The sequence below is a fragment of the Bacillus sp. ME78 genome, from assembly GCF_903970865.1.
Taxonomy (GTDB): Bacteria; Bacillota; Bacilli; order Bacillales; family Bacillaceae_G; genus Bacillus_A; species Bacillus_A cereus.
Genome location: NZ_CAJCKK010000001.1, coordinates 559,085 through 579,942 on the forward strand (window position 1 = coordinate 559,085; position 20,858 = coordinate 579,942).

Sequence of the window (20,858 nt, forward strand, 5' to 3'; positions counted from 1 at the left end):
ATATGCATTTACATTTTACTCCGCGCCAAATTGTGGAAAAATTAGATCAATATATCATCGGTCAAAAAGACGCAAAGAAAGCGGTTGCTGTAGCGTTGAGAAATCGATACCGTCGCAGTAAATTAGCTGAAAATTTACGTGATGAAATAGCACCTAAAAACATTTTGATGATTGGACCGACAGGTGTTGGGAAAACAGAGGTAGCACGACGAATGGCGAAACTCGTTGGAGCACCTTTTATTAAGGTTGAGGCTACAAAATTCACAGAAGTTGGATATGTGGGTAGAGATGTAGAGTCGATGGTACGTGACCTTGTGGAAACATCGGTTCGTATCGTAAAAGAAGAAATGGTAGTGAAAGTTCAAGATAAAGCAGAAGAGCAAGCGAATCAACGTCTTGTTGAAATTTTAGTACCGAGTCCGGAGAAGCAATCTGGATTTAAAAATCCATTAGAGATGCTTTTTGGGGGCGCTCAAAATTCGAGTCAAACGTCTGATACACAAGAAGATGGTGAAATCGAAAAGAAACGTCAAGATGTGGAGAGAAAGCTTGCTGCAGGGCTTCTTGAAGAAGAGATTGTATCGATTGAAGTGACTGAGCAACAGTCGTCAATGTTTGATATGTTACAAGGAACTGGCATGGAGCAAATGGGAATGAATTTCCAAGATGCGTTAGGGAGTTTTATGCCGAAAAAAACAAAAAAACGTAAACTTTCTGTAAAAGAAGCAAGAAAACTCTTGACAAATGAAGAGGCACAGCGCTTAATTGATATGGATGAAGTTACACAAGAGGCTGTTTATCGTGCTGAACAGCTCGGGATTATTTTTATCGATGAAATTGACAAAATTGCTGGTAAGCAGTCGAATAGCGTAGATGTATCACGTGAAGGTGTGCAACGTGACATTTTGCCAATTGTAGAAGGGTCGAATGTTGCGACAAAATACGGATCAGTAAAAACGGATTATATTTTATTCGTTGCAGCTGGAGCGTTCCATATGTCTAAACCGTCGGATTTAATTCCGGAATTGCAAGGGAGATTTCCGATTCGAGTAGAATTAACAAAATTATCGACAGACGATTTTGTTAAAATATTAATCGAGCCTGACAATGCGTTAATTAAACAATATATGGCATTATTAGCGACTGAAGGTATAGAAATTGAATTTTCAGACGAAGCTATTCGTAAGATTGCTGAGATTGCTTATCAAGTTAATCAGGATACAGATAATATTGGAGCAAGAAGACTTCATACGATTATGGAGAAGCTCCTTGAAGATTTATCGTTTGAAGCATCTGAAATTACGTTAGAGAAAATAACGATAACCCCTCAATACGTTGAGGAGAAATTAGCAACAATTGCTAAAAATAAAGATGTGAGCCAGTTTATTTTGTAATAGTGTCATCAGGTGACTCGCCCTAGTTTCCAAGTGATGAAAAAATATGTGAGTAACATGTAGGAGGAACTTTTGAAATGGAATTATTAGCAAAAACAAGAAAATTAAATGCGTTATTACAGAGCGCAGCAGGGAAGCCTGTAAACTTTAGAGAAATGTCTGACACAATGTGTGAAGTAATCGAAGCAAACGTATTCGTAGTTAGTCGTCGTGGTAAATTACTAGGTTATGCAATTCACCAACAAATCGAAAACGAACGCATGAAGCAAATGCTTGCAGAACGTCAATTCCCAGAAGAATATACACAAAGCTTATTCAACATTACAGAAACATCTTCAAACTTAGATGTGAACAGTGCTTACACAGCATTCCCGGTAGAAAACAGAGAATTATTTGGTCAAGGTTTAACTACAATCGTACCAATCGTTGGTGGTGGTGAGCGTCTAGGTACTTTAGTATTAGCTCGTCTTGGTCAAGAGTTCTTAGATGACGATTTAATCCTTGCTGAGTACAGCTCAACTGTTGTAGGCATGGAAATCTTACGTGAAAAAGCAGAAGAAATCGAAGAGGAAGCACGTAGTAAAGCTGTTGTTCAAATGGCGATCAGCTCATTATCTTACAGTGAGTTAGAAGCAATTGAGCATATCTTCGAAGAATTAAATGGAACAGAAGGTTTACTTGTTGCAAGTAAAATTGCTGATCGTGTAGGAATTACTCGTTCTGTAATCGTAAATGCACTACGTAAATTAGAAAGTGCTGGTGTAATTGAGTCTCGCTCTTTAGGTATGAAAGGAACATACATTAAAGTGCTAAACGACAAGTTTCTACAGGAACTTGCTAAATTAAAAACAAACTAATTTATAAAAAACTCTCCTCGATCGAGGAGAGTTTTTTTGTGCAATGGATTGATGGCGCTTGTGAAAAGTGCCATAAGCGTGTTTTCTGGGAAAACTATTAATTGTGTTTTACTTTTTTGCTTAAAAGAAATGAAGGTTGGTAATACTAGAATTCGAGTATGAACAAAGAAAGTTTTACATTGTTCGCATTTTCGACTTGATTGTAATATTTCAGTATGATATAGTAAGCAGTGGTGTCAGTACAAAGTACACACGTTTACTGATTTAAGTGTTGGTGCTACGTTTGTAGTTTCGCTTAGAGATGAAGTAAACGGAGGATATCAAAAACCATTTAGGAGGAACTATATTATGTCAGTAATTTCTATGAAGCAATTGCTTGAAGCTGGTGTTCATTTCGGACATCAAACTCGTCGTTGGAACCCAAAAATGAAGCGTTACATTTTCACAGAGCGTAACGGTATCTACATCATCGACTTACAAAAAACTGTGAAAAAAGTTGAGGAAGCTTACAGAACGATGCGCGACATCGCTGCTGAAGGTGGAGACATCTTATTCGTAGGTACTAAAAAACAAGCACAAGAAGCTATTAAAGAAGAAGCAACTCGTGCTGGTATGTACTTCGTTAACCAACGTTGGTTAGGTGGAACTTTAACAAACTTCCAAACAATCCAAAAGCGTATCAAGCGTCTTAAAGACATCGAAAGAATGCAAGAAGATGGTACTTTCGAAGTACTTCCTAAGAAAGAAGTTGTTCAACTTAAAAAAGAGTTAGAGCGTCTTGAGAAATTCTTAGGCGGTATTAAAGATATGAAAGGTCTTCCAAGTGCATTATTCGTAGTAGACCCTCGTAAAGAGCGTATTGCAGTTGCTGAAGCACGCAAATTACACATTCCAATCATCGGTATCGTTGATACAAACTGTGATCCAGACGAAATCGATCACGTTATCCCAGCAAACGATGATGCAATTCGTGCTGTAAAACTTCTTACATCTAAAATGGCAGACGCGATCCTTGAAGCAAAACAAGGTGAAGAAACTGTTACTGCGTAACAAAGTTGGAAAGGTGATAAGGGGTTCGGCCTTTTATCACCTTTTTTAAGGTATAAACACCTTTATAAAAGGTATAAATACATATTTTAGGAGGATGAAAAATATGGCAATCACTGCTCAAATGGTAAAAGAATTACGTGAAAAAACTGGCGCAGGTATGATGGACTGCAAAAAAGCTTTAACAGAAACTAACGGCGACATGGAGAAGGCAATTGACTTCTTACGCGAAAAAGGTATTGCGAAAGCTGCTAAAAAAGCAGACCGCATTGCTGCTGAAGGTTTAACTTTCATCGAAACAAACGGTAACGACGCTTTAATCTTAGAATTAAACTCTGAAACTGATTTCGTTGCGAAAAACGAAGGTTTCCAAGCACTAATTAAAGAATTAGCTGCTCACTTATTAACTAACAAACCAGCTAACGTTGAAGAAGCTATGGCTCAAACAATGGAAAACGGTAAAAACGTTGAAGAGCACATCAACGAAGCAATCGCTAAAATTGGTGAAAAACTTACACTTCGTCGTTTCGAAATCGTATCAAAAACTGATGCAGATGCATTCGGCGCTTATCTACACATGGGTGGACGCATTGGTGTATTAACAGTTCTTGAAGGTTCTACTGATGAAGCTGCTGCTAAAGATGTTGCAATGCACATCGCTGCAGTTAACCCTAAATACATCGACCGCGATGCTGTAACAGCTGAAGAAGTTGAGCATGAGCGTCAAGTATTAACACAACAAGCATTAAACGAAGGCAAGCCTGAAAAAATCGTTGCTAAAATGGTTGAAGGCCGTCTAGGCAAATTCTTCGAAGAGATTTGCTTACTTGACCAAGCATTCGTTAAAAACCCTGATATGAAAGTTCGTCAGTTCGTTGAGTCTAAAGGCGGAACATTAAAAGGATTCGTTCGCTACGCTGTTGGTGAAGGTATCGAAAAACGCGAAGACAACTTTGCTGAAGAAGTAATGAACCAAGTAAAAGGTAGTAACTAATACAGATTAGGGAACACATTGTGTTCCCTTTTTTAAAATAAAGATGTAAGCAATTGGAGGTTCATTATGAGTAAACCGAAATATAATCGTGTCGTTTTAAAGCTAAGTGGAGAAGCTTTAGCTGGAGAGCAAGGATTTGGAATTAATCCAACTGTTATTAAGTCAGTTGCAGAACAAGTAAAAGAAATTGCAGAACTTGATGTAGAGGTTGCTGTTGTTGTTGGTGGCGGTAACATTTGGCGTGGGAAAATTGGAAGTGAAATGGGCATGGATCGTGCAGGAGCAGATTACATGGGCATGTTAGCTACAGTTATGAATTCATTAGCTCTTCAAGATAGCTTGGAGAATATTGGAATCCAAACTCGTGTACAAACTTCAATTGAGATGCGTCAAGTGGCAGAGCCTTACATTCGCCGTAAAGCAGTTCGTCACTTAGAGAAAAAACGTGTTGTTATCTTTGCAGCAGGTACAGGTAATCCATACTTCTCTACAGATACAACAGCAGCATTACGTGCAGCGGAAATCGAAGCAGACGTTATTTTAATGGCAAAAAATAATGTGGATGGCGTATATAGCGCAGATCCATCTATTGACCCAACAGCTACGAAATACGAAACGCTTACTTACTTAGATGTATTAAAAGAAGGTTTAGGTGTAATGGATTCTACAGCTTCTTCTCTATGTATGGATAATGATATTCCATTAATTGTATTCTCAGTTATGGAAAAAGGTAATATTAAACGTGCCGTTTTAGGCGAAAATATTGGAACAGTTGTAAGGGGGAAATAAATATGGGACAACAAGTATTGAAGTCTTCAAATGAAAAAATGGAAAAAGCAGTTGCTGCTTATTCTCGTGAATTAGCAACAGTTCGCGCTGGTCGTGCAAGCTCGTCTGTATTAGATAAGGTACAAGTTGATTACTATGGTGCACCAACACCAGTTGTGCAATTAGCGAACATTACAGTTCCAGAAGCACGTTTACTTGTAATTCAACCTTATGATAAAACTTCTATCGGTGATATCGAAAAAGCAATTTTAAAAGCAGATTTAGGCTTAAACCCTTCTAATGATGGAACTGTAATTCGTATTGCATTCCCTGCATTAACAGAAGAGCGTCGTCGTGATCTTGTTAAAGTTGTGAAAAAATATGCTGAAGAAGCAAAAGTAGCTGTTCGTAACGTACGTCGTGACGGAAATGATGATCTTAAGAAGCTTGAAAAAGCTGGCGAGATTACAGAAGATGATTTAAGAGGATATACTGAAGATATCCAAAAAGAAACAGATAAATATATTGCAAAAGTTGACGAAATCGCAAAAAACAAAGAAAAAGAAATCATGGAAGTGTAATAGCGATAACTTCGCAAATATGACCCTCTTCTTAAGGGGGTCTTTTTACACTTTTAGGCATACGTCTGCTTGTTGGAGGGTATGAATGATGTTTAAAAACTTTCCTTTTTTTAAAGGTAAAAAGGACACATCGTTTGATCATCTCGTTGAAGAAGTGAAAAAAGGATATATCCCAGAACATATTGCCATCATTATGGATGGGAATGGAAGATGGGCAAAGAGGAGAGCAATGCCTCGTATTGCGGGACATCATGAAGGTATGCAAGTTGTAAAGAAAATTACAAAATTTGCAAGTAAACTTAATGTGAAAGTGTTAACTCTTTATGCTTTTTCAACTGAGAACTGGAAAAGACCGAAAAAGGAAGTTGATTATTTAATGAAGCTTCCAGAAGAATTTCTAGGTACATTTTTACCAGAATTGATTGAAGAAAACGTACAAGTCCGAGTAATAGGGCAAAAAGATCGTCTTCCTACGCATACACGCAGAGCGATGGAGAAAGCCATGGAAGATACGAAAGAGAATACGGGATTAATTCTTAATTTCGCGTTAAACTATGGAAGTCGAGATGAAATCGTTTCTGCTGTGCAACATATGATGAAAGATAATGAGGAAGGAAAAATTCGTTCTGAAGAGGTAAGTGAAGAAATGCTTTCCTCCTACTTAATGACGAGTTCTTTACCCGATCCAGAGTTGTTAATCCGAACAAGCGGAGAGCTACGTATTAGTAATTTCATGTTATGGCAAATTGCATATTCGGAGTTTTGGTTTACGGATGTGTATTGGCCAGACTTCAAAGAAGAACATTTGCTAAATGCGATTACTGACTTTCAACATAGAGGGCGCAGATTCGGAGGCGTGTAGAAAGAGAGGGTTTGGTAGTGAAACAGAGAATTATTACTGGAGTGGTTGCTGCCGCGCTATTCATTCCCATCGTAATATACGGTGGCGTGCCTTTTACGGTTTTAGTGTATGCACTTGCTTCTATAGGTTTATATGAATTAATTCGTATGAATAAGCTTACGCTTATTTCAGTACCGACAGTTTTAGCTGCAGTATTATTGTGGATTCTTTTAATTCCAAGTAGTGCATCAGAACTGTTTACATGGATTGGATTAGGTAAATTGGAAATCACATTTGTGATTGTTTTATTACTTTTATCATATACAGTCCTTTCTAAGAATACATTTACTTTTGATAATGCTTCATTTTTACTAATGGCAACGACATATGTGGCAATGGGATTCTTATATTTAAATGAAACGAGAATATTAGGAATTAAATATGTGTTTTGTGCATTATTTGTTATATGGGCTACTGATTCAGGCGCATATTTCGTAGGAAAAGCATTAGGCAAGAGAAAATTGTGGCCAGAAATTAGTCCAAATAAAACGATTGAAGGTTCATTAGGCGGCATCGTTTGTGGAATTATTGTGGCACTTGTTTACAACGTGTTCTTCCCAGTCGAATCGAATGTAGTAATTTTAATTGTGCTGACAATTATCATTTCTATTTTTGGACAAATTGGTGATTTAGTACAATCTGCTTTTAAACGTCATTATGGCGTAAAGGATTCAGGTACAATTTTACCTGGGCATGGTGGTATATTAGATCGAACAGATAGTTGGTTATTCGTTTTACCAATTCTCTACTTCTTATTACAATACAATTAATAAATGAACGAGGGGTTGGAGTCATGAAAAACATTAGTTTATTAGGTGCAAGCGGATCGATTGGTACACAAACTTTAGATGTATTACGCTCGCACCCAGACCAATTCCGTCTCGTTGCTTTTTCTGTAGGGAAGAATATTGACTACGCAGTAAAGGTAATTCAAGAATTTTCTCCGCAAATCGTCTCTGTGCAAAGAGAGGAAGATGTTTTAAAATTACAAACTGTTTCTGGTAATACAAAAATTGTATATGGTAGTGAAGGACTTTTAGAAGTAGCATTACATCCAGATGCGGAGATTGTAGTAAATGCTGTTGTAGGTAGCGTAGGGTTGTTACCGACACTTCGTGCGATTGAGGCGAAAAAAACAATTGGAATTGCAAATAAAGAAACGTTAGTAACTGCAGGACATCTTGTAATGGAAGCAGCGCGAAAACATAATGTTTCGTTACTTCCAGTAGATAGTGAACATTCGGCTATTTTTCAATGCTTGAATGGTGAAAATGAAAAAAGAATTTCTCGTCTTATTATAACGGCTTCTGGTGGAAGTTTCCGTGATAAAACGAGAGATGAATTGCATCATGTGACCGTAGAAGATGCGCTTCGACATCCAAACTGGTCAATGGGTTCGAAAATTACAATTGATTCTGCTACAATGATGAATAAGGGACTAGAAGTAATTGAAGCACATTGGCTTTTTGGTATCCCTTATGAGCAAATCGATGTTGTTTTACATAAAGAAAGTATTATCCATTCTATGGTTGAATTTGAAGATCGTAGTGTAATGGCGCAGCTTGGTTCACCTGATATGCGAGTACCAATTCAATACGCACTTACATATCCTGATAGATTGCCTCTTTCAGACACAAAACAGTTAAACTTATGGGAAATAGGGACGTTGCATTTTGAGAAAATGGACCAAAAACGATTCCGTTGTTTACGTTTTGCGTATGAAGCTGGAAAAGCTGGTGGAAGTATGCCAGCTGTAATGAACGCAGCGAATGAAGTAGCTGTTGAAGCTTTTTTACAAAAGAGAATTGGTTTCTTAACAGTGGAAGACCTCATTGAAAAAGCAATGAACCATCACAATGTCATTGCACGTCCGAGCTTAGAGGAAATTCTGGAAATTGATGCAGCCACAAGACGGTTTGTGATGGAACAAATTTAGCAAAGGTGGTTATGGAATTGAATACAGCGATTGCCTTTATATTAATTTTCGGTGCACTCGTATTTTTCCATGAGCTAGGGCATCTATACTTCGCGAAAAGAGCAGGCATTTTATGCCGCGAGTTTGCGATTGGTTTTGGTCCGAAAATATTCTCATTTGAAAAGAATGAAACGGTGTATACGATTCGATTACTGCCTCTGGGTGGCTATGTAAGAATGGCTGGCGAGGATGCAGACACAGTTGAGTTAAAGCCAGGGAAAAAGGTTGGCCTTGTGCTAAATGAAAAAGACGAAGCTGTGAAATTAGTTTTTGATGGATATGAAAAATATCCAAATGTTCGTGTTATTGAAGTCGAACAAGCTGATTTAGAGCATAATCTAACGATTTCAGGCTATGAAGAGTATGAGGAAGAGCTTCAAACATTCCGAGTGAATGAAAAGGCTCGCATCATTACTGCTGGAGAAGAAATTCAAATTGCTCCATATAACAGGCAATTTGGCTCTAAAAAATTGGGTCAACGCGCTTTAACAATCTTTGCGGGTCCTGCAATGAACTTCATTTTAGCATTTGTTATTTTTGTGATTCTTGGATTTGTACAAGGGGTTCCTATTGACAAACCAATGGTCGGAAAAGTGATGGATAATAGTGCAGCACAGCAAGCTGGCCTGAAAGAGAATGATACAATTCAAGCGATTGATGGGAAAAACACAAGTACATGGAAAGATGTTGTTACTATTGTACGTGAAAACCCGAATAAAGAAATTACGTTACAAGTAAAGCGTGATAATGAACAGTTTAATGTGAAAGTAACGCCAACACTTGATAAAGAAGGAAAAGACGAAGTTGGTAGAATTGGTGTTTATTCTCCTGTAGAGAAAACAGTAATGGGTTCTATTAAATCAGGATTTGAACAAACGTACCAATGGACGAAACTAATTTTTGAATCTCTTGTGAAATTAGTAACTGGTCAATTTTCTATTAATGAGTTGTCAGGTCCAGTAGGAATTTATAATCTAACAGATCAAGTTGTAGATTATGGATTTACGCGTGTACTAAGTTTAGCGGCAGTTCTAAGCATTAATCTTGGTTTATTTAATTTATTACCAGTTCCTGCTTTAGATGGTGGCCGTTTATTCTTCTTCTTAATTGAAGCGTTACGAGGGAAACCAATTGACCGTCAAAAAGAAGGAATGGTTCATTTTATTGGTTTTGCATTATTAATGTTATTAATGTTAGTTGTAACATGGAATGACATTCGTAAGTTTTTCTTGTAAAATAGAATGAAATAGAGCTCGTAGAATAAAATCCCTCACCTAATTCGAGGTGAGGGGTTTTACTGCGTGTAAGAGTAAAATGAAGAGGTGCAAATAAATGAAACAAAGTATGGTATTCAGTCCTACATTACGTGAAGTTCCAGCTGATGCTGAAATTAAGAGTCATCAATTATTACTTCGCGCAGGTTTTATGCGTCAAAATGCTTCTGGTATTTATAGTTTTCTACCATTTGGATTAAAAGTATTACACAAAGTAGAACGTATCGTTCGAGAAGAAATGGAGCGTGCAGGAGCTGTAGAATTATTAATGCCAGCTATGCAAGCTGCAGAATTATGGCAAGAATCAGGTCGTTGGTATTCATACGGATCTGAATTAATGCGTATGAAAGATCGTAACGCTCGTGAATTCGCATTAGGAGCGACACATGAGGAAGTAATTACGGATCTTGTGCGTGATGAAGTGAAATCATATAAAAAATTACCGTTAACATTATACCAAATTCAAACAAAATTCCGTGATGAGCAAAGACCTCGTTTCGGTTTATTACGTGGAAGAGAGTTTCTAATGAAAGATGCATACTCTTTCCATGCTACACAAGAGAGCTTAGATGAAGTATACGATCGCTTATATAAAGCATACTCTAACATTTTTGCTCGTTGTGGCTTGAATTTCCGTGCAGTTATTGCTGATTCTGGAGCAATGGGCGGAAAAGATACACATGAATTTATGGTATTATCTGATGTTGGTGAAGATACAATTGCATACTCTGACACATCTGATTATGCAGCAAACATCGAAATGGCTCCTGTTGTAGATACGTATACGAAGAGTGACGAAGCAGAAAAAGCTCTTGAAAAAGTAGCAACACCAGACCAAAAAGCAATTGGAGAAGTATCTGCATTCTTAAACATTGCAGCTGACAAGTGCATTAAGTCTATGGTATTTAAAGTAGATGAGAAATTAGTAGTTGTACTTGTTCGTGGTGATCACGAAGTAAACGATGTGAAAGTGAAAAATGTATACGGCGCTTCAGTTGTTGAGCTTGCTTCTCATGAAGAAGTAAAAGAATTATTAAATTGTGAACTTGGTTCATTAGGGCCGATTGGTGTAACAGGTGATATTGAAATTATTGCTGATCACGCTGTAGCATCAATTGTTAACGGATGTTCAGGAGCGAACGAAGAAGGATTCCATTATGTAAATGTAAATCCAGAACGTGACTTTAAAGTAAGTCAATATACAGATTTACGCTTCATTCAAGAAGGAGACCAATCTCCAGATGGAAACGGAACAATTCTTTTCGCACGCGGAATTGAAGTTGGTCATGTATTCAAATTAGGAACTCGTTATAGTGAAGCAATGAACGCGACATTCCTAGATGAAAACGGAAAAACACAACCACTTATTATGGGTTGTTACGGTATCGGTGTATCTCGTACAGTGGCAGCAATTGCAGAGCAGTTTAACGATGAGAACGGCTTAGTTTGGCCAAAAGCTGTAGCACCATTCCATGTGCATGTAATTCCAGTAAATATGAAATCTGATGCACAACGTGAAATGGGTGAAAATATCTACAACTCATTACAAGAACAAGGCTATGAAGTGTTATTAGACGATCGTGCAGAACGTGCAGGTGTTAAGTTTGCAGATGCAGATTTATTCGGTCTTCCAGTTCGCGTTACAGTTGGTAAAAAAGCAGACGAAGGTATTGTAGAAGTGAAAGTACGTGCTACAGGTGAGTCTGAAGAAGTAAAAGTAGAAGAACTTCAAACATATATTGCAAATATTTTAAAATAAGAAGAGGTACCTCGTAATGGGGTACCTTCTCTTTCTTTGTAAACGTATTTTGTAAAAGAAGAAGGAAGAAATCTTTCTTTGTAGTACGTTTCAATTTATAATAGCAAATGGAAGGAGAGTGCTTATGTCTTTAACAAATGAACAACAAGAGCGATTTCAAATTTTGCTCCAGCAGTTGCAAATACCAGACGACCTTATAAATCAATATTTACAAGGCGGTGGTATTGAAAGGCTCGTTATTGATAAAGCGAATAAAAGTTGGCATTTTGATTTACAAGTGCCACGTATTTTGCCTACAGAATTATATGAATTGCTAGAAACAAAGCTTAAGCAATCATTTTCTCATATTGCAAGAACAACATTTGCATTAGAAACAGAGAATAAACAATTTACAGAAGAAGAAGTAAGGGCGTATTGGCCACTTTGTACGGAACGAATTACATTTTCACCCATGTTCGCGTACTTAAAGAAGCAACTTCCGCAGGTGAATGGAGTAAAGTTGTTAATAAATGTAAATAATGAGCTGGAGTCTACTGCTTTAAAGAAAAACGTTGCGAAACCAGTGGGGGATCAATACGAAGCTTTTGGATTCCCGCGTTTCCAGTTAGACACACATATACAGCAAAATGCAGAAGAAATGCAAAAGTTTCGTGAGCAAACTCAGCAAGAAGACCGCGAGCGTGTTATACAAGCTATGGAAGAAATGGCGAAGAAGCAAGCTGAAGAAAGCAGCGTTGTGCATGAAGGGCCGATTACACTCGGGTATCTTATTAAGCCGGATGAAGAGATTACACCGATGCGAGAAATTCAAGATGAAGAAAGAAGAAAAACGGTTCAAGGATATGTCTTCCATGTAGAAACAAAAGAGCTTCGTAGTGGGCGTACGTTATTAACTTTAAAAATAACGGATTATACGGATTCTATTATGATCAAAATGTTCTCGCGTGACAAAGAAGATATTCCAATGCTGCAATCCTTGAAAAAAGGAATGTGGGTGAAAGCGCGTGGTTCTGTTCAAAACGATACATTCGTTCGAGATTTAGTAATGATTGCAAATGATATTAATGAAATAACAGGGCCGTCTCGTAAAGATAAAGCGCCAGAAGGCGAAAAGCGTGTAGAACTTCATCTTCACACTCCGATGAGCCAAATGGATGCTGTTACTCCTGTTTCTAGGCTTGTTGCCCAAGCTGGTAAATGGGGACATGAAGCTATTGCGGTTACAGACCATGCTGTGGCTCAGTCGTTCCCGGAGGCATATTCTGCGGGGAAAAAAGCTGGAGTTAAAGTTATATACGGTGTAGAAGCGAATTTAGTTAATGATGGTGTACCGATAGCGTATAACGAGGCGCATCGTTTACTTGCGGAGGAAACGTATGTTGTTTTCGATGTTGAGACGACAGGTTTATCAGCTGTATACGACACAGTCATTGAGTTGGCTGCCGTAAAAGTAAAGGGTGGCGAAATCATTGATCGCTTTGAATCTTTCGCAAATCCACATCAACCATTATCAGCGACGATTATTGAATTAACAGGTATTACAGATGATATGTTAACTGATGCACCAGAAGTGGACGAAGTGTTTAAAAAGTTTGAGGAATGGATGGGTGACCATACACTTGTTGCCCATAATGCAAGCTTTGATATGGGCTTTATTAACGTAGGTTTTAAAAAGGCTGGGTTAGAAAAAACGAATAACCCCGTTATTGATACGTTAGAACTTGCACGATTCTTATTCCCAGAAATGAAAAATCATCGATTAAATACGATGTGTAAAAAACTTGATATTGAATTAACGCAACATCACCGTGCGATTTATGATACAGAAGCGACGGGATATTTACTTGTGAAAATGTTGAAAGATGTAATTGAAAAGGGATTTGAATATCACGATCAATTAAATGATAGCATGGGACAAGGGGATGCGTATAAGCGTGGCCGTCCAAGTCATATGACGTTACTTGCCACATCAGATGTTGGGTTGAAAAATTTATATAAACTTGTTTCATATTCTCACCTTAATTACTTTTACCGTGTACCACGAGTACCGAGGTCACTATTAAAAAAATACCGTGAAGGAATTTTAGTAGGAACGGCTTGTGATAAAGGTGAAGTATTTGAGGCAATGATGCAAAAAGCTCCTGAAGAGGTAGAAGAAATTGCACAGTTCTATGATTACATTGAAGTAATGCCTCCAGAGGTGTTGCGTCATTTAGTAGAGCGTGAACTCGTTCGAGATGAAGGACAATTAAAAACAATTATCTCTAACTTAGTAAAACTAGGTGAGACGTTAGATAAACCAGTTGTCGCTACAGGGAACGTGCATTACTTAGATCCAGAAGATGCAATGTATCGTAAAATTTTAGTTAGTTCACAGGGCGGGGCAAATCCGTTAAATCGACATTCATTACCGCCAGTACATTTCCGTACAACTGATGAAATGCTAGAGTGTTTTTCATTTTTAGGTGAGGACAAAGCGAAAGAAGTTGTTGTAACGAATACACAAAAAGTTGCGTCATTAATTGGTGATGTTCGTCCGGTAAAAGATGATCTATATACACCGAAAATTGAGGGTGCCGATGATGAAACACGTGATATGAGTTATAAAATGGCACGCAGTATATACGGTGAAGAACTACCAGAAATTGTAGAGGCTCGCTTAGAAAAAGAATTGAAAAGTATTATTGGACATGGATTTGCCGTTATTTATTTAATCTCACATAAGCTTGTGAAAAAATCGTTAGTCGACGGATATCTAGTAGGTTCGCGTGGTTCAGTAGGTTCATCGTTCGTTGCAACGATGATGGAAATTACAGAAGTAAACCCATTACCACCACACTATGTCTGTCCAAAATGCAAGCAATCTGAATTCTTTAATGATGGTTCGGTAGGCTCTGGTTTCGACTTACCAGATAAAGATTGTCCGACATGTAATGTGGCATATGTAAAAGATGGACATGATATCCCATTCGAAACGTTCCTTGGATTCAAAGGAGATAAGGTACCTGATATCGATTTGAACTTCTCCGGGGAATACCAACCACGTGCACATAACTATACGAAAGTACTGTTCGGTGAAGATTATGTATACCGTGCTGGAACGATTGGTACAGTTGCGGAAAAAACAGCTTATGGATATGTAAAAGGTTATGCAAATGATCACAATTTAACAATTCGGAATGCAGAGATTGACCGCTTAGTAGCGGGATGTACAGGGGTAAAACGTACAACTGGACAGCATCCAGGTGGTATTATCGTTGTGCCAGATTACATGGATATCTTTGATTTCTCCCCAATACAGTTTCCTGCTGATTCAATTGGTGCTGAGTGGAGAACAACGCATTTTGACTTCCACTCGATTCATGATAATTTATTGAAACTTGATATACTAGGACACGATGATCCGACCGTTATTCGTATGTTACAAGATTTAAGTGGTATTGATCCGAAAACAATCCCAACGGATGATCCAGAGGTAATGAAAATTTTCTCTGGTCCAGAAACGTTAGGGGTAACGGAAGAACAAATTAACTGTAAAACAGGTACACTTGGTATCCCAGAATTCGGTACGAAATTCGTAAGACAGATGTTAGAAGAGACAAAACCAACGACATTCTCAGAATTGGTCCAAATTTCTGGGCTGTCACATGGTACTGACGTATGGCTGGGTAATGCAAATGAGTTAATTTATAACGGTACATGTACGCTGAGTGAAGTTATCGGTTGTCGTGATGACATCATGGTATATTTAATCTATCAAGGTTTAGATCCATCATTAGCCTTCAAAATCATGGAGTCGGTTCGTAAAGGTAAAGGTGTACCGGAAGAATGGGAAGATGACATGAAAGGTAATAATGTACCAGGTTGGTATATTGATTCATGTAAGAAGATTAAATATATGTTCCCTAAAGCCCATGCAGCTGCTTACGTACTTATGGCTGTGCGTATCGCATACTTTAAAGTACATTTTGCACTTTTATTCTATGCGGCATATTTTACAGTCCGTGCAGATGATTTTGATGTAGAGGCGATGGCGAAAGGTTCAGCATCTATACGTGCAAGAATTGATGAAATTGCTCAAAAGGGACTCGATGCTGCGCCGAAAGAGAAGAGTTTATTAACGGTACTAGAAATGACACTTGAAATGTGTGAGCGTGGATACTCATTCCAAAAGGTTGATTTATACCGTTCGCATGCAACGGAATTTATTATTGATGGCGACTCATTAATCCCTCCGTTTAATGCAGTGCCTGGTCTTGGTACGAACGCAGCCTTAAGTATTGTGGAAGCGCGCAAAAATGGAGACTTCTTATCAAAAGAAGACTTACAGCAACGAAGTAAGGTTTCGAAAACAATTATTGAGTATTTAGATAGCCAAGGTTGTTTAGGAGATTTGCCGGATCAAAACCAATTATCACTGTTCTAATAGGTAGGAAAAGTCTTTGCAAATCAATATTTGCTATGGTATACTATAAACCGAGATAACCATGTCATGTATATTTTGTGAAAAAGAGAGTGGGGAAACCCACTCTTTCGTGTTACTATCTACATTTTATTCATGTAGATAGTAAAGACATTTCTGTCGTATATACATATTTTGTTACAAGTTTTACTTCTTAAATTTGGTAATACTAAGACAGATATTCCCTGCTTAACGGCAGGGGCTTTTGTTAGCTAACGAGAAAGAATAAGATAGACCGTCTTTATGAACGGGATCTTTTCTTGTAAATGGTACATGGCGGCAGGAAGGAGGCTGTTTATGGATAAGAAAGTCACAGAAGTTGTAGAAGCATTTGCGCAGCCAATCGTTGAAGAGTTAAATCTTGAACTTGTAGATGTAGAGTATGTGAAAGAAGGACAAGACTGGTTCTTACGCGTATTCATCGATTCTGAAAAGGGAGTCGACATTGAAGAATGCGGTGCGGTAAGTGAACGTTTAAGCGAAGCTTTAGATAAAGAGGATCCAATTCCTCACCTTTACTTTTTGGATGTATCATCTCCTGGAGCAGAACGCCCATTAAAGAAAGAGAAAGACTTCCAGCAAGCGGTAGGAAAACAAGTGGCAATAAAAACATATGAGCCGATTGATGGCGAAAAGATGTTTGAAGGAAAGTTACTTTCCTACGACGGTACTACAATTACACTACTATTAACAATTAAAACACGTAAAAAAGAAATCCAAATTCCAATGGATAAAGTTGCAAATGCGCGACTTGCTGTTACGTTTTAGTAAGAAGGGGGATCTTCATGAGCACTGAGTTGTTAGATGCTTTGCTCGTATTAGAGTCAGAAAAAGGTATTAGTAAAGATATTATTATTGATGCGATTGAAGCAGCGTTAATCTCTGCTTATAAACGCAATTTTAACCAAGCACAAAACGTTCGTGTGAGCTTTAACCCAGAAGTGGGAACAATTCAAGTTTTAGCACGTAAGGACGTTGTTGATAATGTGTTTGATCCACGTCTTGAAATCTCTGTAGAAGAGGCAAGACAAATTAATCCAAACTACCAAGATGGCGACGTACTAGAAATTGAAGTAACGCCAAAAGATTTTGGTCGTATTGCAGCGCAAACTGCAAAACAAGTTGTAACACAACGAGTTCGTGAAGCAGAACGTGGTGTTATTTACTCAGAATTTAGTGATCGTGAAGAAGACATTATGGTTGGTATTGTACAACGCCAAGATGCTCGTTTCATCTACGTAAGCTTAGGTAAAGTAGAAGCTTTATTACCTGTAAGTGAGCAAATGCCAAATGAGCAATATAAGCCACATGATCGTATTCGCGTATTTATTACAAAAGTAGAAAAGACAACAAAAGGACCACAAATTTACGTATCACGTACACATCCTGGTCTTTTAAAACGTTTATTCGAAATGGAAGTTCCAGAAATTTATGATGGAACTGTAGAAATTCGCTCTGTAGCGCGCGAAGCAGGAGATCGTTCTAAAATCTCTGTGCATGCAGAAAACATTGATGTTGATCCAGTTGGTTCTTGCGTAGGACCGAAAGGACAACGTGTACAACGTGTTGTAGATGAACTAAAAGGTGAAAAGATTGACATCGTTCGCTGGTCAAATGATCCAGTTGAATATGTTGCAAATGCTTTAAGCCCATCACAAGTTGTTAAAGTACTTGTAGATGAAGATGAAAAAGCAACAACTGTTGTTGTTCCAGACCACCAGCTATCATTAGCTATCGGTAAGCGTGGACAAAATGCGCGTCTTGCAGCTAAATTAACAGGCTGGAAAATTGATATTAAAAGTGAGTCTGATGCGAAACAACTTGGAATTGTAACAGAAGAAGATAGCGTAATCGCATTCGGATTCGATTCAGTTGAAGACGAAATCGAATAGAGGTGATGAGTATGAGCAATCGAAAAGTTCCGTTACGAAAATGTATCGCGACGCAAGAGATGAAATCAAAACGAGAGCTCGTTCGCATTGTTCGTTCCAAAGAGGGCGAAGTGTCTATTGATTTATCTGGAAAAAAATCAGGACGAGGTGCATATTTGTCAAAAGATAAAGAATGCATTATGCAAGCCCAAAAGAAAAACATTTTGGAACATCATCTAAAAGCGAAAATCGACAGTTCTCTGTACGAAGAGCTTCTTGAGCTTGTTGAGAAGGAGTCGAAATAAGTGTCCGATTGGAAATCGTTTTTAGGACTAGCAAATCGCGCTCGAAAAATCATTTCGGGTGAAGAACTCGTTTTAAAAGAAGTACGAAGTGGTAAAGCAAAGCTCGTATTGCTTTCTGAAGATGCGTCAGCGAACACTACTAAACGTATCACTGATAAAACGACGTACTACAACGTACCAATGAAAAAAGTCGAAAATCGACAACAATTAGGGCATGCGATTGGGAGAGACGAGCGAGTCGTTGTAGCTGTGTTAGATGAAGGCTTTGCGAAAAAGCTACGTAGCATGCTCGATACAAATTACCGGGGGTGAAGGTATGAGTAAAATTCGAGTACATGAATATGCAAAAAAAAATAATATCTCAAGTAAAGATCTTATGACAAAACTTAAAGAGATGAATATCGAGGTTTCGAATCATATGACAATGTTAGAAGATGAAGTAGTAAATAAATTAGATAATGAATATAACACTGGAGCGGAAAAACCTTCTGTTGCAGATGAGTTTGAAGTAGAAGAGAAAGTTGTTCGCAGTAAAAAGAACAGCAATAAGAAAAAGAAAAAAGGCAAAGGAAATGAAGACAAACGTCAAGATAACTTTGCTGGAAGACAACAAACGCAAATAGTAGAAACACCAGATAAAATCACTTTCTCTGGAAGCCTTACAGTAGGTGAACTTGCTAAAAAGTTAAGTAAAGAGCCATCTGAAATTATTAAAAAGCTCTTCATGCTTGGAATTATGGCAACAATTAACCAAGACTTGGATAAAGATACAATTGAGTTAATTGCTACTGATTACGGTATTGAAGTAGAAGAAGAAGTAGTTGTAAGTGAAACTGAGTTTGAAACATTCATTGATGAGCAAGATGATGAAGAAAACTTAAAAGAGCGTCCAGCTGTTGTTACGATTATGGGACACGTTGACCATGGTAAAACAACATTACTTGACTCAATTCGTAATTCAAAAGTAACTGCTGGCGAAGCGGGTGGAATTACTCAGCATATTGGTGCATACCAAGTTGAAGTAAATGATAAGAAAATTACATTCTTAGATACGCCTGGTCACGCGGCATTTACAACGATGCGTGCTCGTGGTGCGCAAGTAACTGATATTACAATCCTTGTTGTTGCAGCTGATGACGGTGTTATGCCTCAAACAGTTGAAGCGATTAGTCATGCAAAAGCAGCTGGAGTACCAATTATTGTTGCTGTGAATAAAATGGATAAACCAGCGGCGAATCCTGATCGTGTAATGCAAGAATTAACAGAATATGAATTAGTTCCAGAAGCTTGGGGCGGAGATACAATTTTCGTACCAATTTCTGCAATCCAAGGCGAGGGAATTGACAACTTGCTAGAGATGATTCTTCTTGTAAGTGAAGTAGAAGAATATAAAGCAAACCCAAATCGTTATGCAACGGGTACTGTAATTGAAGCACAGCTTGATAAAGGTAAAGGAACTATCGCGACATTATTAGTTCAAAACGGTACACTTCGAGTTGGAGATCCAATCGTTGTTGGAACTTCATTCGGGCGTGTTCGTGCAATGGTAAGTGATATTGGTCGTCGTGTAAAAGTTGCTGGTCCATCAACTCCTGTTGAAATTACAGGTTTAAATGAAGTACCACAAGCTGGAGATCGTTTCATGGCATTCGCTGATGAGAAGAAAGCTCGTCAAATCGGTGAATCACGTGCACAAGAAGCGTTAGTTGCACAACGTGGTGAGAAATCTAAATTAAGCCTTGAAGATTTATTCCAACAAATCCAAGAGAGCGATGTAAAAGAAATCAACTTAATCGTAAAAGCAGACGTACAAGGTTCTGTTGAAGCGATGGCAGCGTCACTTCGTAAAATTGATGTTGAAGGCGTAAAAGTTAAAATCATTCACACTGGTGTAGGTGCGATTACAGAATCTGATATCATTTTAGCTTCTGCATCTAATGCAATTGTAATTGGATTTAACGTACGTCCGGATGTGAACGCGAAGCGTACAGCTGAATTAGAGAACGTTGATGTTCGCTTACACCGCATTATCTACAAAGTAATCGAAGAAATTGAATTAGCAATGCAAGGTATGCTGGATCCAGAATTCGAAGAAAAAGTAATCGGTCAAGCGGAAGTTCGTCAAACATTCAAGGTAACAAAAGTTGGAACAATCGCAGGTTGTTACGTAATTGACGGTAAAATTACACGCGATAGTGGCGTTCGTATTATCCGCGATGGTATCGTAATTTTCGAAGGACAACTTGATACGTTAAAACGTTTCAAAGACGACGTAAAAGAAGTTGCACAAAACTATGAGTGTGGTATTACAATTGAGAGATATAATGACCTTAAAGAAGGGGACATCATTGAAGCATACGTTATGGAAGAAGTGAAGCGATGATTGTCGCTTCACTCTCATTCGAGTGTATGATTTACGATGTGCATTCTTTAAAAGAGAAACGGGCAATTTTGCAACGAGTGCTAACTCGTGTGAAACAGCGCTATAATGTAGCTGTTTCTGAAGTTGGGCATCAAGATGTATGGCAACGTACAGAAATTGCGATTGTTTCCGTATCCTCAAATCGTGTTATCTGTGAAAAAGAAATGAATCGTGTACTGGAGTACATCGATTCATTTCCTGAAATTGAACGTACGATAACACAATTGGAATGGTATTGAATGAGGTGA

Annotated in this window: 18 protein-coding genes; all 18 read left to right on the forward strand. The window is 38.1% G+C overall.

The window, feature by feature from the left end; translation table 11 throughout:
* Positions 1-2 precede the first annotated feature (2 nt).
* The 18 genes from hslU (at position 3) to H6481_RS03140 (ending at position 20,849) form a co-directional block, all read left to right on the forward strand.
* The gene (gene hslU, locus H6481_RS03055) at positions 3-1,394 is read left to right on the forward strand and encodes an ATP-dependent protease ATPase subunit HslU (protein ID WP_000550085.1); all 1,392 of its coding nucleotides are present in this window, start codon (positions 3-5) and stop codon (positions 1,392-1,394) included.
* Between the two features lie 77 nt (positions 1,395-1,471).
* Complete coding sequence (gene codY / locus H6481_RS03060; RefSeq protein ID WP_000421290.1) at positions 1,472-2,251, forward strand: GTP-sensing pleiotropic transcriptional regulator CodY; 780 nt, start codon at positions 1,472-1,474, stop codon at positions 2,249-2,251.
* A gap of 348 nt (positions 2,252-2,599) precedes the next feature.
* Positions 2,600-3,301: a 30S ribosomal protein S2 gene (gene rpsB / locus H6481_RS03065; protein ID WP_000111485.1), complete on the forward strand. Its 702-nt coding sequence runs from the start codon at positions 2,600-2,602 to the stop codon at positions 3,299-3,301.
* A gap of 103 nt (positions 3,302-3,404) precedes the next feature.
* Positions 3,405-4,292, forward strand: coding sequence for a translation elongation factor Ts (gene tsf / locus H6481_RS03070; protein WP_001018577.1), 888 nt, complete (start codon positions 3,405-3,407; stop codon positions 4,290-4,292).
* Between the two features lie 66 nt (positions 4,293-4,358).
* Positions 4,359-5,081 carry a UMP kinase gene (gene pyrH, locus H6481_RS03075; RefSeq protein WP_000042669.1) on the forward strand — a complete coding sequence of 241 codons (723 nt, stop codon included), beginning with the start codon at positions 4,359-4,361 and terminating at the stop codon, positions 5,079-5,081.
* Positions 5,082-5,083: 2 nt separating this feature from the next.
* Positions 5,084-5,641 carry a ribosome recycling factor gene (frr, locus tag H6481_RS03080; RefSeq protein WP_000531505.1) on the forward strand — a complete coding sequence of 186 codons (558 nt, stop codon included), beginning with the start codon at positions 5,084-5,086 and terminating at the stop codon, positions 5,639-5,641.
* A gap of 85 nt (positions 5,642-5,726) precedes the next feature.
* Positions 5,727-6,503 carry an isoprenyl transferase gene (gene uppS, locus H6481_RS03085; RefSeq protein ID WP_000971296.1) on the forward strand — a complete coding sequence of 259 codons (777 nt, stop codon included), beginning with the start codon at positions 5,727-5,729 and terminating at the stop codon, positions 6,501-6,503.
* A gap of 17 nt (positions 6,504-6,520) precedes the next feature.
* A complete protein-coding gene (cdsA, locus tag H6481_RS03090; RefSeq protein WP_000813592.1) occupies positions 6,521-7,312 on the forward strand; it encodes a phosphatidate cytidylyltransferase in 792 nt (263 codons plus the stop codon).
* A gap of 23 nt (positions 7,313-7,335) precedes the next feature.
* Positions 7,336-8,478 (forward strand): 1-deoxy-D-xylulose-5-phosphate reductoisomerase, encoded by a 1,143-nt coding sequence (gene dxr, locus H6481_RS03095; protein WP_023522840.1) that lies wholly within the window; start codon positions 7,336-7,338, stop codon positions 8,476-8,478.
* 17 nt (positions 8,479-8,495) lie between these two features.
* Positions 8,496-9,752, forward strand: a complete 1,257-nt coding sequence (gene rseP, locus H6481_RS03100; protein WP_001090233.1) for an RIP metalloprotease RseP — start codon at positions 8,496-8,498, stop codon at positions 9,750-9,752.
* A 97-nt stretch (positions 9,753-9,849) separates the two neighbouring features.
* Positions 9,850-11,550, forward strand: a complete 1,701-nt coding sequence (locus H6481_RS03105) for a proline--tRNA ligase (protein WP_182811014.1) — start codon at positions 9,850-9,852, stop codon at positions 11,548-11,550.
* Between the two features lie 124 nt (positions 11,551-11,674).
* Positions 11,675-15,976, forward strand: a complete 4,302-nt coding sequence (locus tag H6481_RS03110) for a PolC-type DNA polymerase III (RefSeq protein WP_023522838.1) — start codon at positions 11,675-11,677, stop codon at positions 15,974-15,976.
* 333 nt (positions 15,977-16,309) lie between these two features.
* Complete coding sequence (gene rimP / locus H6481_RS03115) at positions 16,310-16,780, forward strand: ribosome maturation factor RimP (protein ID WP_000359095.1); 471 nt, start codon at positions 16,310-16,312, stop codon at positions 16,778-16,780.
* Positions 16,781-16,797: 17 nt separating this feature from the next.
* Positions 16,798-17,904, forward strand: coding sequence for a transcription termination factor NusA (gene nusA, locus H6481_RS03120; RefSeq protein WP_000102598.1), 1,107 nt, complete (start codon positions 16,798-16,800; stop codon positions 17,902-17,904).
* Between the two features lie 11 nt (positions 17,905-17,915).
* Positions 17,916-18,188 (forward strand): YlxR family protein, encoded by a 273-nt coding sequence (locus tag H6481_RS03125; RefSeq protein WP_000071125.1) that lies wholly within the window; start codon positions 17,916-17,918, stop codon positions 18,186-18,188.
* Entirely contained in the window at positions 18,189-18,500 is a 312-nt protein-coding gene (locus H6481_RS03130) for a YlxQ family RNA-binding protein (RefSeq protein WP_001286522.1), read from the forward strand.
* A 4-nt stretch (positions 18,501-18,504) separates the two neighbouring features.
* Positions 18,505-20,571 (forward strand): translation initiation factor IF-2, encoded by a 2,067-nt coding sequence (gene infB / locus H6481_RS03135; protein WP_000036347.1) that lies wholly within the window; start codon positions 18,505-18,507, stop codon positions 20,569-20,571.
* Positions 20,568-20,849 carry a DUF503 family protein gene (locus H6481_RS03140; protein WP_000634349.1) on the forward strand — a complete coding sequence of 94 codons (282 nt, stop codon included), beginning with the start codon at positions 20,568-20,570 and terminating at the stop codon, positions 20,847-20,849. The genes infB and H6481_RS03140 overlap by 4 nt, the downstream gene beginning before the upstream one ends.
* Positions 20,850-20,858 lie beyond the last annotated feature (9 nt).